This is a genomic window from Pseudomonas sp. A125 (genome assembly GCF_055409485.1).
The window spans coordinates 132,252-146,912 of the sequence record NZ_JBUZVP010000016.1 but is presented as its reverse complement, the minus strand read 5'-3'; the positions used below and the strand labels follow the sequence as shown (position 1 = coordinate 146,912).

Genomic DNA, 14,661 nt, shown 5'->3' with positions numbered 1-14,661 from the left:
GTTTGGATCCACTCTAGCATAGCCATTACAGGCCAAAAGACACCATTGAAATAATTTTTTGAAAGGCTCTAGAGCAGGTGTTACAGAGCATTTGGCCTGTATTTTTCGATGATAGCAAATAGCTATTTATGCCGGCTCATCCACTAAAAATTCAACCACCTCCCAACAGCCACCCAAAAAGCGTTTGGTGGTAAGCTCGCGCACCATGAATATCTACAGCTCTCGCCCCGTTGTCCTCTGTCTCTCCGGCCATGATCCCAGTGGTGGCGCCGGCTTGCAGGCAGATATCGAAGCCCTGCTCGCCCAGGGTTGTCATGCGGCCCCGGCCGTCACCGCGCTGACTGTGCAGAACACCGTCAACGTCAGCGATTTCCGCGTACTGGACCGCGAGTGGGTTCTGGCCCAGGCCAACGCCGTGCTCGGCGACTCGCAGGTTGCGGCGGTGAAACTGGGCATGCTCGGTTCCCTGGAGATGGTCGACACCGTGGTCGAACTGCTCAAGGCGCACCCGCATTTGCCAGTGGTCTGCGACCCGGTGCTGCGCGCCGGTGGCGGCGGTAGCCTGGGCAAGGATGAAGTCGGCTACGCGATGCGCGAGCGGCTGTTGCCGCTGTCGCTGATTGCCACGCCCAACCTGCCCGAAGCGCGCATCCTCGCCGAACTGCCCGAAGGCACGGCAGACGAATGCGCTGCGAAACTGCTGCCTTTTATCAAGCACCTGCTGATCACCGGCGGCCATGGCGACGAACACGAAGTGCATAACCGCCTCTACAGCCGTGATGGCACGCACCAGACCTTTACCTGCCAGCGCTTGCCCGGCAGTTATCACGGCTCCGGCTGCACCCTGGCCAGCGCGCTGGCCGGTCGGCTGGCACAAGGCGAAGGCTTGGTGAGCGCGGTGCAATCGGCCCTCAACTACACTTGGCGCACCCTGCGTGACGCTGAACAACTCGGCCAGGGGCAATTTGTGCCTCGTCGTCTGCCGCTGGATTTCTGCTCGTAACACCAAGAGGCCTGCCCGATGAAACTACGTGGCCTGTATGCCATTACCGACAGCCAACTGTTGGCCGGCAAGTTCCTGGCCTACGTCGAAGCGGCGTTGGACGGTGGCGTGACCCTGCTGCAATACCGCGATAAAAGCAGCGACGAAGCGCGCCGCCTGCGGGAAGCCGAAAAACTGCGGGAGCTGTGCTCGCGCTACAAGACACAATTGATCATCAACGATGACGCTGAACTGGCCGCGCGCCTCGGCGTCGGCGTGCACCTGGGCCAGACCGACGGCCCGTTGACCCCGGCGCGCGCGCTGTTGGGTTCCAAGGCGATCATCGGTTCCACCTGCCACAGCCAGATCGAACTGGCCGAGCAGGCCGCCAAAGAGGGCGCCAGCTATGTCGCCTTCGGCCGCTTCTTCAATTCCAACACCAAGCCCGGTGCCCCGGCAGCCACCGTTGAACTGCTGGCCCAGGCCCGCGCGCGCCTACACCTGCCGATCTGCGTGATCGGCGGCATCACCCTGGAAAACGCCGAGCCGCTGGTGGCCCATGGCGCCGACCTGCTGGCCGTGGTCCACGGCCTGTTTGGCGCCGACAGCACGGCAGAAGTCACGCGCCGCGCCCGCGCCTTCAACGAATTGCTCAAGCCTCAATAATCGATTTCAGAGAGTCCGATCATGTCCCGTTCCGAAACCCTGTTTGCCAATGCCCAAAAACACATCCCCGGCGGTGTGAACTCCCCCGTGCGAGCGTTCAAGAGCGTTGGCGGCACGCCGTTGTTCTTCAAGCATGCCGAAGGCGCCTACGTCACCGACGAAGATGACAAGCGCTACGTCGACTACGTGGGTTCGTGGGGCCCGATGATCCTCGGCCACAGCCACCCGGACGTGCTGGACGCGGTGCGTCAGCAACTGCAACACGGCTTGTCGTATGGCGCCCCCACCGCCATGGAAACCGAGATGGCCGACCTGGTGTGCTCCATCGTGCCGTCCATGGAGATGGTGCGGATGGTCAGCTCCGGCACCGAAGCCACCATGAGTGCGATCCGCCTGGCCCGTGGCTTCACTGGCCGCGACAGCATCATCAAGTTCGAAGGCTGCTACCACGGCCACTCCGACAGCCTGCTGGTCAAGGCCGGTTCCGGCGCCCTGACCCAGGGCGTACCGAGCTCTGCCGGTGTGCCGGCCGCGTTTGCCAAACACACCCTGACCCTGCCGTTCAACGACATCGCCGCCGTCGAGCAGATGCTCAACGAAGTCGGCCAGGAAGTGGCCTGCATTATCGTCGAGCCAGTGGCCGGCAACATGAACTGCGTACCGCCGGCGCCGGGCTTTCTGGAAGGCCTGCGCGAACAGTGTGACAAGCACGGCGTGGTACTGATTTTTGATGAAGTGATGACCGGTTTCCGGGTGGCCCTCGGCGGCGCCCAGGCTCACTATGGCGTAACGCCAGACCTGAGCACCTTCGGCAAGATCATCGGCGGCGGTATGCCGGTGGGCTGCTTCGGCGGCAAGCGCGAAATCATGCAACACATCGCACCGCTGGGCCCGGTGTACCAGGCGGGCACGCTCTCGGGTAACCCGCTGGCCATGGCCGCCGGCCTGACCACCCTGCGCCTGATCAGCCGCCCGGGCTTCCACGCCGAGCTGACCGACTACACCACCCGCCTGCTGGACGGCCTGCAACAGCGCGCCGATGCCGCCGGAATCCCGTTCGTCACCACGCAAGCGGGCGGCATGTTCGGCCTGTACTTCAGCGGCGCCGACGACATCGTCACCTTCGACGACGTGATGGGCAGCGATGCCGACCTGTTCAAGCGCTTCTTCCACTTGATGCTGGACGGCGGTGTGTACCTGGCACCGAGCGCCTTTGAAGCCGGGTTCACCTCGATCGCCCATGGTGATGCCGAGCTGAAGCTGACACTGGACGCCGCTGAACGCGCCTTCGCCGCCTTGAAATAAGTGGCTCAAAAATCTGCCGTCGCCCCTGGCGGCGTCAGATTTGCTACTTTGCTTACAGACATTTCCGTCTTTTTTCGAGAATTCACCTGCAATCCGGCAGATAACTTGCCCACGCAGCAGAAAAACGAGTAAAGACTTTGTAAGCAGGTGCCTGCTTATTTCATAATGCGCGCTTATTGGATCCCCCCGTGGGTCCCGCGCCCCGTCAGAGGTAAGTCGATTCCCATGAAACGCACCGGCCGCACCCTGGTTCTGGGCTGCCTGTTGCTCCTTCAGCCACTGCTGGCGTTTGCCCAGGCAGGCGGCAACTCGTTGTTAATCCCAGCGATGGGTCGTTGCACCCTCAATACCCAGCCAGAAAGCCAGGCCGAAGCCCTGAGCGCGTGCCAGAAGCAGGCCGACGGCGGGGATGCGCAGGCGCAATACGAGTTGGGCGAGTACTTCTACGACAGTAAAAACCCCGCACGCGACCTCAACAAGGCCTTGAGCTACTTCGAGAAAGCCTCGTTGCAGGGCCACGCCCAGGCGCAATTCCAGCTGGGCACCATGTTTTTCCACGGCGAAGGCGTACCGGCCAATAACGTTCAGGCGTATATCGTGCTGAAAATGGCGGCGGTCAACGGCGCCGAAGACGCGTTGGACACGGCCGATGAAGTGGCCGAACACATGCAACGCGACGAACTGGAAGTGGCGACTCAGGTACTGGGGCAGATTTTCCGCAACTACCTGCAGGAACTGCAGAGCGCAGATGGCAGCTCGCCATTTTCGCCACTGCCCTGAGTTTTGTAGCGCCTTTACTGCCGCCTTCGCGAGCAAGCTCGCTCCCACATTCAACTGCATTCCAATGGTGGAACTCGGTCGAGCGTGGGAGCGGGCTTGCTCGCGAAGGGGTCGACGCGGTCTTGAGCCTTACTTCTCTGGCATCGGCATCGGAAACGGCATGACATTGCTCATGCCCCGGGCCTCGCTGATTTTCGGCGTGCCCAGGCGCTCGACCTCATCGATGCGCACAATCGAATGCATCGGCACAAAACTGCGCACCACGCCTTCGAACTGTGCCTTGAGTTTTTCCTCGCCCGGGTCGACGACCAACTGTGTGCGCTCGCCAAAGACGAACTCTTCCACTTCCAGGAAGCCCCACAGATCACTTTGATAGATCTGCTTGGCGTACATTTCGAACACCTGGCCCTGGTTAAGGAAAATCACCTTGTAGATTGGAGCTTCACGTTTGGTCATGGTGGGCGGGTAACACATCGGGGGATATAAAAGAGGGCGCGAACTATAGCATGGCGTCCGATGCACAGTGCTAGGAACCTATCGGCATGCCCCCTATAATGCGCGGTTCTTTACCACCAGTTGACGATCCCCATGGCCAAGAAGCTTTACATCGAAACCCACGGTTGCCAGATGAACGAGTACGACAGCTCGCGCATGGTCGATCTGCTGGGTGAACATCAGGCCCTGGAAGTCACCGCCCGCGCTGAAGACGCCGACGTGATCCTGCTCAATACCTGCTCGATCCGCGAGCGGGCCCAAGACCGGGTCTACTCGCAGTTGGGCCGCTGGCGCGAATTGAAGCTGGCCAACCCGGACATGGTGATCGCTGTGGGCGGTTGCGTGGCCAGCCAGGAAGGCGCTGCCATTCGCGACCGCGCACCCTATGTGGACGTGGTCTTCGGCCCGCAAACCCTGCACCGCCTGCCGGAAATGATCGACGCCGCACGCCTCACCAAGCTGCCGCAGGTCGACGTCTCGTTCCCGGAAATCGAAAAATTCGACCACCTGCCCGAGCCGCGCATCGACGGCCCGAGCGCGTATGTGTCGGTGATGGAAGGCTGCAGCAAGTACTGCACCTTCTGTGTGGTGCCGTACACCCGCGGCGAAGAGGTCAGCCGCCCGTTCGACGACGTGCTGGCAGAAATCATCCACCTGGCCGAGAACGGCGTGCGTGAAGTGACCCTGCTGGGGCAGAACGTCAACGGCTATCGCGGCCAGACCCACGACGGGCGCCTGGCCGACCTCGCGGAGTTGATCCGTGTCGTCGCCGCTGTCGATGGCATCGAGCGGATTCGCTACACCACCTCGCACCCGCTGGAGTTTTCCGACAGCCTGATCCAGGCCCACGCCGACGTGCCGGAGTTGGTCAAGCACCTGCACTTGCCGGTGCAATCGGGTTCGGACCGCATTCTCTCGGCGATGAAGCGCAACCACACGGCCCTGGAATACAAATCCAAACTGCGCAAATTGCGTGCAGCGGTACCGGGCATCTGCATCAGCTCGGACTTTATCGTCGGCTTCCCCGGGGAAACCGAGAAAGATTTCCAGCAGACCATGAAGCTGATTGAAGACGTCGGTTTCGACTTCTCCTACTCGTTCGTCTACAGCCAGCGACCAGGCACCCCGGCGGCCGACCTGCTCGACGAGACTCCGGAAGCGTTGAAGAAGGAGCGTTTGAACGCCCTGCAACATCGCCTCAACCAGCAGGGTTTCGAGATCAGCCGACAGATGGTGGGCTCGACCCAGCGCATCCTGGTCACCGACTACTCGAAAAAGGACCCTGGCGAATTGCAGGGCCGCACCGAGAACAACCGGATCGTCAACTTCCGCTGCGATAATCCGACGCTGATCGGGCAGTTCGCCGACGTGCACATCGACGCGGCGCAACCGCACTCGCTGCGCGGCTCGCTGATTAACTGAGACCCCGGGTTTCAAGGCAAATGAAGATCAAATATGGGAGCTGGCTTGCCTGCGATTGCGATATAACAGGCAGCATATATTTCGGCCGTGCCGGCCCCATCGCAGGCAAGCCAGCTCCCACAGTAGATCCCCGTTGTTCTTGAGAGCGGGCCCAGGCCATATAAGTGCTTTCGTACCCGCGCCACTGGCGTTATCCTTGATTTCATCTTAATTGCCCCAGGGCGGCTAAAAGCGACCTTGAACGCACCCATAGAACCACATCGTTTCCTTCTCGAGCCCTTTGAGGCTCGCCGTTTCGCCAATCTGTGCGGACAGTTCGACGAGCACCTGCGCCTGATCGAACAACGCCTGAGCATCGAGATCCGCAACCGCGGCAATCAGTTCGAGCTCATTGGTGAACCCGAACACACCACCTCGGCAGAAAACCTTCTGCGCCGCCTCTACCGGGAAACCAAAGGTAGCGAGCTGTCGCCGGAAACGGTGCACCTGTACCTGCAGGAATCTGCGGTGCAAGACCTGGCCAATAACCCGGTGGCCGAAGCCAGCGTCGCGTTGCGCACCAAAAAAGGCATGATTCGCCCTCGCGGCCTGAATCAGCAGCGCTACGTCAAAGAGATCCTGGGCAACGACATCAACTTCGGCATCGGCCCGGCGGGTACCGGCAAGACCTACCTGGCCGTGGCCTGTGCGGTCGACGCCCTGGAGCGCGAGCAGGTGCGACGCATCCTGCTGGTGCGCCCGGCGGTAGAGGCCGGCGAGAAACTCGGCTTTTTGCCTGGTGACCTGGCCCAGAAGATCGACCCGTACCTGCGCCCGCTCTACGACGCGCTCTACGAGATGCTCGGCTTCGAATACGTGGCCAAGCTGATCGAGCGCCAGGTGATCGAGATCGCCCCGCTGGCCTACATGCGCGGCCGTACGCTGAACAACAGCTTCATCATCCTCGACGAAAGCCAGAACACCACCGTCGAGCAGATGAAAATGTTCCTGACCCGGATCGGCTTCGGCTCCACGGCCGTGATCACCGGCGACGTCACCCAGGTCGACCTGCCCAAGGGCACCAAGTCGGGCCTGGCCCAGGTGATCGACGTGCTCAAGGACGTGCCGGGGATCAGCTTCACGCATTTCATGCCCAAAGACGTGGTACGTCACCCGCTGGTGCAGCGCATTGTCGAAGCCTACGAGCGCTTCGAACACCGCGACGACCAGCCGGCCAAGGACACCCGCCGCGATGCTTGAGCTTGACCTGCAACTGGCCACCGAAGCGCCCGCCCCCAGCGAAGAACAGTTGCGCCAATGGTGCACCCTGGCCCTGCGCCAGCGCACCGCCGACTCGGAACTGACCATTCGCCTGGTGGATGAGCCCGAAGGCCGTGAACTGAATCACACCTGGCGCCAAAAAGACTACGCGACCAACGTGCTGTCGTTTCCCGCCGACGTACCCGACGAATTGCTGGATATCCCATTGCTGGGCGACCTGGTGATCTGCGTCGAGGTGGTCGAGCGTGAAGCAAAGGAGCAGGGCAAGGAACTTGAGGCCCATTGGGCCCATCTAGTCATCCACGGCTGCTTGCATCTCTTGGGTTACGACCATATAGACGATGACGAAGCCGAAGAAATGGAAGCACTGGAACGAACGTTGCTTGCAGAACTGGGTCATCGTGACCCGTATGCAGACGACGAAATTGCAACTACACCTAACTGAAACAACAAAGGATTTAGAGTAATCGCTATGAGCGAAGACCGATCGAGCAACGGGCAAAAGTCATGGCTGGGGAAACTCACCCAGGCCTTTGCCCACGAGCCGAAAAACCGCCAGGAGCTGCTGGAGCTGCTGCGCGAGGCACATCAGAACAAGTTGCTGGACAGCGAAGCGCTGGCCATCGTCGAAGGCGCCATCCAGGTGGCTGACCTGCAAGTACGGGACATCATGGTTCCGCGCTCGCAGATGATCAGCATCAAGGCGACCCAGACCCCTCGGGAATTCCTCCCGGCCGTCATCGACTCGGCGCACTCGCGCTACCCGGTGATCGGCGAAAGCCATGACGACGTCATGGGCGTCCTGCTGGCCAAGGACCTGCTGCCGCTGATCCTCAAGGAGAACGGCGACAGCTTCAACATCAAGGACCTGCTGCGTCCTGCCACCTTCGTCCCCGAATCCAAGCGCCTGAATGTGCTGCTGCGCGAATTTCGTGCGAACCACAACCACATGGCCATCGTGATTGACGAATACGGCGGTGTGGCCGGCTTGGTGACCATCGAAGACGTGCTGGAACAGATCGTCGGCGACATCGAAGACGAACACGACGTTGAAGAAGACAGCTACATCAAACCGCTGCCCAGCGGTGACTTCCTGGTCAAGGCCCTGACGCCGATCGAGAACTTCAACGAGTTCTTCGACAGCGAATTCTCCGACGATGAGTTCGACACCGTCGGCGGCCTGGTCATGAGTGCGTTCGGCCATCTGCCCAAGCGCAACGAGACCACGGAAATCGGCGCCTATCGCTTTCGCATCCTCAATGCCGACAGCCGTAGAATCCATTTGATCCGCCTGACACCCATTGCTCGCTAAGGATTGATATGCGCCGTCTGACCGCACCCGGCTGGCCCGGTAACCTGCTGGCCGTGGTAGCCGGCGCCATCACCACCCTGGCGCTGGCGCCGTTCGACTTCTGGCCGTTTGCGCTGGTGGCGGTCGGGTTCTTTTATGCGGGATTGCGCGAGCTGACACCACGCCAGGCCTTGGGCCGTGGCTGGTGCTTCGGTTTCGGCCTGTTTGGCGCCGGCACCAGCTGGATCTACTACAGCATCCACCACTTCGGCGGCGCCTCGGTGCTGCTGGCGGGCATGCTGATGCTGGCATTTACCGCTGCCATTGCCTGGTTCTTTGCCCTGCCTGCCTGGCTCTGGGCGCGCTGGCTGCGGCGCAATGAAGCGCCATTGGCTGATGCGCTGGCCTTCGCGGCATTGTGGGTTGGCCAGGAAGCGTTTCGTGGCTGGTTCCTCACCGGCTTCCCTTGGCTCTACTCCGGTTACAGCCAGCTCGACGGCCCGCTCACCGGCCTCGCGCCGCTGGGTGGCATGTGGCTGATTTCCTTTGCCCTGGCACTGACCGCCGCCCTGATCTGCAACCTGCCGCGCCTGCTCGCGGGCAAGCGCAACCTGTTCATCGGTGCTGGCTTGCTGCTGTTGGTGGCGCCATGGGCCATCGGCCTGGCGCTCAAGCATCACGCCTGGACCACTCCCTCCGGCCCACCGCTGACCGTGGCGGCCATCCAGGGCAACGTGGAACAAAGCATGAAGTGGGACCCCGAGCAGCTCAATGCGCAGCTCGCGCTGTACCGCGACATGAGCTTCAGCTCAAAGCCCGTAGACCTGCTGGTATGGCCGGAAACCGCGGTGCCGGTGCTCAAGGAATCCGTCGAAGGTTACCTGGGCATGATGGGCAAGTTCGCCGCCGACCGGCACACTGCACTGATCACCGGCGTACCGATTCGCCAGGAAGTGCATCACCAGAAGCGCTTCTTCAATGGCATCACCGTGGTGGGCGAAGGCGACGGCACCTACCTGAAGCAGAAGCTGGTGCCGTTTGGCGAGTACGTGCCGCTGCAGGACATGTTGCGCGGCTTGATTGCATTCTTTGACCTGCCGATGTCGGACTTCGCCCGCGGCCCAGCCGACCAGGCCTTGCTGCAAGCCAAGGGCTATCAGATTGCGCCGTTCATTTGCTATGAAGTGGTGTACCCGGAGTTCGCTGCCAGCCTGTCGGCCCGCAGCGATTTGTTGCTGACCATCAGCAACGACACGTGGTTCGGCCGGTCCATCGGCCCGCTGCAGCATTTGCAGATGGCCCAGATGCGCGCCCTGGAAGCCGGCCGCTGGATGATTCGCGCCACCAACAACGGCGTCACCGGCCTGATCAACCCCTACGGGCAGATCACCGTGCAGATCCCGCAGTTTGAACGCGGGATCCTCTACGGCGAAGTGGTGCCGATGCACAACCTCACGCCGTACCTGGAATGGCGCTCGTGGCCGTTGATCATCCTGTGCCTTGGCCTGTTTGGCTGGGCGCTGTTGGCGGGCCGGATGTCAAAAACGGTTTAACTGGCATACTCTAATAAATGTGGGAGCTGGCTTGCCTGCGATAGCATCACCTCGGTGTAACTGACACACCGAGGTGCCTGCATCGCGGGCAAGCCCGGCTCCCACAGAAGCCAGCTCCCACATTTGCCCTGCGGTGCTACCTGTAAAACAACCGATAACCGACCTGCCCTACCGCTTCATTCAGCAACTGCCCGCTCTGCCATACCGATTTGAATTCCGGCATCCAGCCACCCAGCGGCCGCGCATTGTCTAAACCAAGAAACCCCACCGGCGCCGACACTACCGTAAACCCGGCCCTTTCGAAGCTCCAGCGCGAACGCGGCATGTGCCAGGCCTGAGTCACGACGACCACGCGCTTGATGCCCTGCGGCAACAGAATCTCGGCACTCATCTGCGCGTTTTCCCAGGTAGTACGGCTGCGCTCTTCCTTCCAGCGCACGCTCACGCCAAAGTCATCCTGCATCGACACCGCCATCAACTCCGCCTCGCTGGGCGGCGTACCGTAGTGCAAGCCACCGGTGGTCAACACCGGCAAGCCCGAAGCCTTGGCCAATCGGGCCGCATAACGTTGGCGTTCCAGACCGACACCCGTCGGCTGATCGGAGCCCCAAGCCGGATCACCCCGCTCACGCCCCGAACCCAACACCACGATGGCATCGGCCTGCTGCGCCAGATTCGCCCACTCGTTACGCGCCAAGGGCGGCTCAGTCTCCAGGACCTTTGCCCCCCACTGCACCACCACTGGCAGGCTCATCAACCACATCCCGCCGAACCCCAGTGCAAAGCACACCGCCGCCAGGCGCGGCCGACTGCGACGAAACCACCAGGCAAGCGCCAGCAACAGCAATAAAATGCCGGGCGGCAGCAACAATTGTTTAATGAAGTAACGAATAGGCATCGGGCATCTCCAAAGATGCCCGAAGCCTAAGGTGTAACGGGGTTTAGCCACAATCTTTACAGGAACAGACGCTCAGAAGGCTATAGATAACTGACGTGGTACTTCACTTGAAACGCACGGACCGGAGTTTTTCCGGGCTGCGACCGGCCGACAAATCCTTGAGCCATACCACCTTGGCCGAGCGCGAAAGCTCCTGGGCTGGCGGGGAGGCCATGCCATGGGACGCGCGATGCTCGTTTAACTCCAGATACACCCTGATCACTTCCAGCTCTGCCTGGCTCAAGCCACGCAGTTCCAACTCCAAAGGCCGCTCATCACACAATCGGCCTGCGGTTTTTGCTGCATCCAGTGCTCGACCCAAACGGTCGATCAGTCCTTCGTACACCTGCGGTTTCGTTAAAGTTAGCTGCGAATCAACCATCCCTCACCTCATTGAAGATAAGACTCACTCCCCACTAAACAGCGTAGTCCTGCTGGCCCTGCCTGCCTGACGCCGCGACCAACGGCCTCGGCGGCGCAATCAGGGTTTCCCTCGATAGAGTGGGGTCATGTATGCTACGGCGCTTCCTGTAACTCCACTTCCCGCAGGGTTTGGGCACGGACGCGCCGCTTTTTGGTGTCGATCAACCTGAACGTTGCACCGAAGAGGATTAGGCCACCCCTATTCAGTTCAAAAGTAGCCATGCACGAACAATATCAGCCCCGTGAAATAGAAAATGCCGCCCAGTCGTTCTGGGATGAGCAAAAGTCCTTTGAAGTCAGTGAACAGCCAGGCAAGGAGACTTTCTATTGCCTATCGATGTTCCCTTACCCCAGCGGCAAGCTACACATGGGGCATGTGCGCAACTACACCATCGGCGACGTCATCTCCCGCTACCAGCGCATGCTGGGCAAGAACGTCCTGCAACCCATGGGTTGGGACGCCTTCGGCATGCCGGCAGAAAACGCCGCGATGAAGAACAACGTAGCGCCCGCCAAGTGGACCTACGAAAACATCGCCTACATGAAGACCCAGTTGCGCAGCCTGGGCCTGGCCGTGGACTGGTCCCGCGAGGTCACCACCTGCAAGCCTGATTACTACCGCTGGGAACAATGGCTGTTCACTCGCCTGTTCGAAAAAGGCGTGATCTACAAAAAGAGCGGCACCGTGAACTGGGACCCGGTGGACCAGACCGTACTGGCCAACGAACAAGTGATCGACGGCCGCGGCTGGCGCTCCGGTGCGCTGATCGAAAAACGCGAAATCCCGATGTACTACTTCAAGATCACCGCCTACGCGGATGAACTCTTGTCGAGCCTCGACGATTTGCCGGGCTGGCCTGAACAGGTCAAGACCATGCAGCGCAACTGGATCGGCAAATCCAAGGGCATGGAAGTGCAGTTCCCCTACAACGTCAACTCCATCGGCGAAGCGGGTGTACTCAAAGTCTTCACCACCCGCCCCGACACCCTGATGGGCGCCACCTACGTTGCCGTGGCCGCCGAACACCCGCTGGCTACCCAGGCTGCGCAGAACAATCCTGAGCTTCAGGCATTCATCGCCGAATGCAAAGGCGGCAGCGTCGCCGAAGCCGACGTCGCTACCCAGGAGAAAAAAGGCCTGCCGACCTCGCTGTTCGTCGAGCACCCACTGACCGGCGAGAAGCTGCCGGTGTGGGTCGCCAACTACGTACTGATGCACTACGGCGACGGCGCGGTAATGGCTGTGCCGGCGCACGACGAGCGCGACTTCGAGTTCGCGACCAAGTACAACTTGCCGATCAAGTCCGTGGTGCGCACCAGTTCCGGTGATACCAACCCGGCACCGTGGCAGGACGCGTACAACGAACACGGCACGCTGATCAATTCCGGCGCATTCGACGGCCTGGATTTCGAAGGTGCTTTCGACGCCATTGAAGTGGCGCTGATCAAGAAAAACCTCGGTGCCTCGCGCACCCAGTTCCGCCTGCGCGACTGGGGCATCAGCCGCCAGCGCTACTGGGGCTGCCCGATCCCGATCATCCACTGCGAAACCTGCGGTGACGTGCCGGTGCCGGAAGACCAACTGCCGGTGGTGCTGCCTGAAGACGTCGTGCCGGATGGCGCGGGTTCGCCCTTGGCACGCATGCCCGAGTTCTACGAGTGCGCCTGCCCGAAATGCGGCGCCCCGGCCAAGCGCGAAACCGACACCATGGACACCTTCGTGGAGTCCTCGTGGTACTACGCCCGCTACGCCTCGCCGCACTATGAAGGCGGCCTGGTAGAAAAATCCGCGGCCGACCACTGGCTGCCGGTCGACCAGTACATCGGCGGCATCGAGCACGCCATCCTTCACCTGCTGTATGCGCGCTTCTTCCACAAGCTGATGCGTGACGAAGGCTTGGTGAGCTCCGACGAGCCGTTCAAGAATTTGCTGACCCAGGGCATGGTGATTGCCGAGACTTATTACCGCCGCGAAGCCAATGGCGCCTACACCTGGTTCAACCCGGCCGATGTCGAGCTGGAACGTGACAGCAAGGCCAAGGTGATCAGTGCCAAGCTGAAATCCGACGGCCTGGCGGTGGAAATCGGCGGCACCGAGAAGATGGCCAAGTCGAAGAACAACGGCGTCGACCCACAGTCGATGATCGACCAGTTCGGCGCAGACACCTGCCGCCTGTTCATGATGTTCGCCTCGCCGCCTGACATGAGCGCCGAATGGTCCGACTCTGGCGTCGAAGGCTCGCACCGCTTCCTCAAGCGCGTCTGGCGCCTGGCGCATGCCCATGTAAGCGAGGGCTTGCCGGGTAAACTGGACGTTGCAGCGTTGAGCGATGAGCAAAAAGCCATTCGCCGCAGCACCCACCTGGCCATCAGGCACGCCAGCCAGGACGTGGGCCAGCACCACAAATTCAACACCGCCATCGCCCAGGTGATGACGCTGATGAACGTGCTCGAAAAAGCCCCGCAGGCCACTGAACAGGACCGCGCGCTGGTACAGGAAGGCCTGGAAACGGTCACCCTGCTGCTGGCTCCGATCACGCCGCACATCTGCCACGACCTGTGGACCCGCCTGGGCCACAGCGGCGCCGTCATTGATGCCAGTTGGCCGGTACAGGATGACAGCGCCCTGGTTCAGGACACACTGCAACTGGTGATTCAGGTCAACGGCAAGCTGCGTGGCCAGATCGACATGCCGGCCAGCGCCACTCGCGAAGAAGTCGAAGCCGCCGCCCGTGCCAATGAAAACGTGCTGCGCTTCACCGAAGGCCTGACGATCCGCAAAGTGATCGTGGTGCCCGGCAAACTGGTCAATATCGTCGCTAGCTAATCGGATCGGGCGCCAGGGCATTACCCTGGCGCCGAACAAAACCTCCAGGGCCTCGATAAGGCCCACATGGTTTCAAGGGGAGCATCAAAATGATCAAACGCAATCTGCTGGTTATGGGCCTTGCCGTGCTACTGAGCGCATGCGGCTTTCAGCTGCGTGGTACCGGCACCACCGATCTGACGATCAAGGAACTGGACGTTACCGCCCGCAACTCCTACGGCGAGACCGCACAACAACTGCGCCAGGTCCTGGAAAGCAGCGGCGTCAAGGTCTACTCGGGCGCAGCCTACAAACTGAACCTGGCCGATGAGAAAGAAGACCAGCGCAACCTCAGTTACGCCAGTGCCGGACGCTCTTCGGACATCGAACTGAGCACCACGCTCTTCTTCGAAATCCAGGGCCACGACAACCTGCCGTTGATGGGCGACAAGATCCAGGTGCAGAAAGTCGTGAGCCACGACGGCAACAACCTGGTGGGTTCGGACTCCGAAGTCATCCAGGTGCGCAAGGAAATGCGTCGCGAACTGGTGCAGCGCATGGTTCTGCGCCTGCAACTGATCACCCCGGAGCAACTGGATAAACTGCAGCAAATGGCCGACAACAAAGCCAGGGCGGATGCCGATGCGCTGAAAGCTGCGCAAGAGTACGAAGACAACACGCCGAAGCAATCGCCTGCTGAAGTCCCTGTCGAGTAAGCCAGACGGGGCGCCCCAGGCGCCC

Annotated in this window: 14 protein-coding genes; 11 read left to right on the top strand and 3 right to left on the bottom strand. The window is 61.1% G+C overall.

Going from position 1 to position 14,661, the window contains the following annotated elements; translation table 11 throughout:
• Positions 1–205 precede the first annotated feature (205 nt).
• From ACZRN6_RS21780 to ACZRN6_RS21765, 4 genes are all read left to right on the top strand, one after another.
• Entirely contained in the window at positions 206–1,003 is a 798-nt protein-coding gene (locus ACZRN6_RS21780; protein ID WP_464008817.1) for a hydroxymethylpyrimidine/phosphomethylpyrimidine kinase, read from the top strand.
• Positions 1,004–1,021: 18 nt separating this feature from the next.
• Positions 1,022–1,648, top strand: a complete 627-nt coding sequence (gene thiE, locus ACZRN6_RS21775; RefSeq protein WP_322147691.1) for a thiamine phosphate synthase — start codon at positions 1,022–1,024, stop codon at positions 1,646–1,648.
• Positions 1,649–1,669: 21 nt separating this feature from the next.
• A complete protein-coding gene (hemL, locus tag ACZRN6_RS21770; protein ID WP_322147692.1) occupies positions 1,670–2,953 on the top strand; it encodes a glutamate-1-semialdehyde 2,1-aminomutase in 1,284 nt (427 codons plus the stop codon).
• Positions 2,954–3,178: 225 nt separating this feature from the next.
• On the top strand, positions 3,179–3,733 hold the full coding sequence (locus ACZRN6_RS21765) for a tetratricopeptide repeat protein (RefSeq protein ID WP_017476238.1): 555 nt from the start codon (positions 3,179–3,181) through the stop codon (positions 3,731–3,733).
• A gap of 129 nt (positions 3,734–3,862) precedes the next feature.
• On the opposite strand, the gene ACZRN6_RS21760 is transcribed toward ACZRN6_RS21765, so the two are convergent.
• The gene (locus ACZRN6_RS21760) at positions 3,863–4,189 is read right to left on the bottom strand and encodes a DUF1820 family protein (protein ID WP_003215457.1); all 327 of its coding nucleotides are present in this window, start codon (positions 4,187–4,189) and stop codon (positions 3,863–3,865) included.
• A 132-nt stretch (positions 4,190–4,321) separates the two neighbouring features.
• Between ACZRN6_RS21760 and miaB the strand changes: the two genes are divergently transcribed.
• The 5 genes from miaB to lnt all read left to right on the top strand — a co-directional run bounded on the left by miaB (position 4,322) and on the right by lnt (position 9,754).
• Positions 4,322–5,650: a tRNA (N6-isopentenyl adenosine(37)-C2)-methylthiotransferase MiaB gene (gene miaB, locus ACZRN6_RS21755; RefSeq protein ID WP_322147694.1), complete on the top strand. Its 1,329-nt coding sequence runs from the start codon at positions 4,322–4,324 to the stop codon at positions 5,648–5,650.
• Between the two features lie 237 nt (positions 5,651–5,887).
• Positions 5,888–6,889 carry a PhoH family protein gene (locus tag ACZRN6_RS21750; RefSeq protein WP_076014077.1) on the top strand — a complete coding sequence of 334 codons (1,002 nt, stop codon included), beginning with the start codon at positions 5,888–5,890 and terminating at the stop codon, positions 6,887–6,889.
• Positions 6,882–7,355 carry an rRNA maturation RNase YbeY gene (gene ybeY / locus ACZRN6_RS21745; RefSeq protein WP_322147696.1) on the top strand — a complete coding sequence of 158 codons (474 nt, stop codon included), beginning with the start codon at positions 6,882–6,884 and terminating at the stop codon, positions 7,353–7,355. The genes ACZRN6_RS21750 and ybeY overlap by 8 nt, the downstream gene beginning before the upstream one ends.
• A gap of 27 nt (positions 7,356–7,382) precedes the next feature.
• A complete protein-coding gene (locus tag ACZRN6_RS21740; RefSeq protein WP_005791724.1) occupies positions 7,383–8,222 on the top strand; it encodes an HlyC/CorC family transporter in 840 nt (279 codons plus the stop codon).
• A gap of 8 nt (positions 8,223–8,230) precedes the next feature.
• A complete protein-coding gene (lnt, locus tag ACZRN6_RS21735; protein ID WP_464008816.1) occupies positions 8,231–9,754 on the top strand; it encodes an apolipoprotein N-acyltransferase in 1,524 nt (507 codons plus the stop codon).
• A gap of 136 nt (positions 9,755–9,890) precedes the next feature.
• Here the strand turns inward: lnt and ACZRN6_RS21730 are convergent, their stop codons facing one another.
• Positions 9,891–10,652: a YdcF family protein gene (locus ACZRN6_RS21730; RefSeq protein ID WP_322147699.1), complete on the bottom strand. Its 762-nt coding sequence runs from the start codon at positions 10,650–10,652 to the stop codon at positions 9,891–9,893.
• 103 nt (positions 10,653–10,755) lie between these two features.
• A complete protein-coding gene (locus ACZRN6_RS21725; RefSeq protein ID WP_322147700.1) occupies positions 10,756–11,073 on the bottom strand; it encodes a hypothetical protein in 318 nt (105 codons plus the stop codon).
• Between the two features lie 261 nt (positions 11,074–11,334).
• Here ACZRN6_RS21725 and leuS point away from each other — a divergent pair, with 261 nt between their 5' ends.
• Entirely contained in the window at positions 11,335–13,941 is a 2,607-nt protein-coding gene (leuS, locus tag ACZRN6_RS21720) for a leucine--tRNA ligase (protein WP_464008815.1), read from the top strand.
• An 89-nt stretch (positions 13,942–14,030) separates the two neighbouring features.
• A complete protein-coding gene (locus tag ACZRN6_RS21715) occupies positions 14,031–14,636 on the top strand; it encodes an LPS-assembly lipoprotein LptE (RefSeq protein ID WP_464008814.1) in 606 nt (201 codons plus the stop codon).
• Positions 14,637–14,661 lie beyond the last annotated feature (25 nt).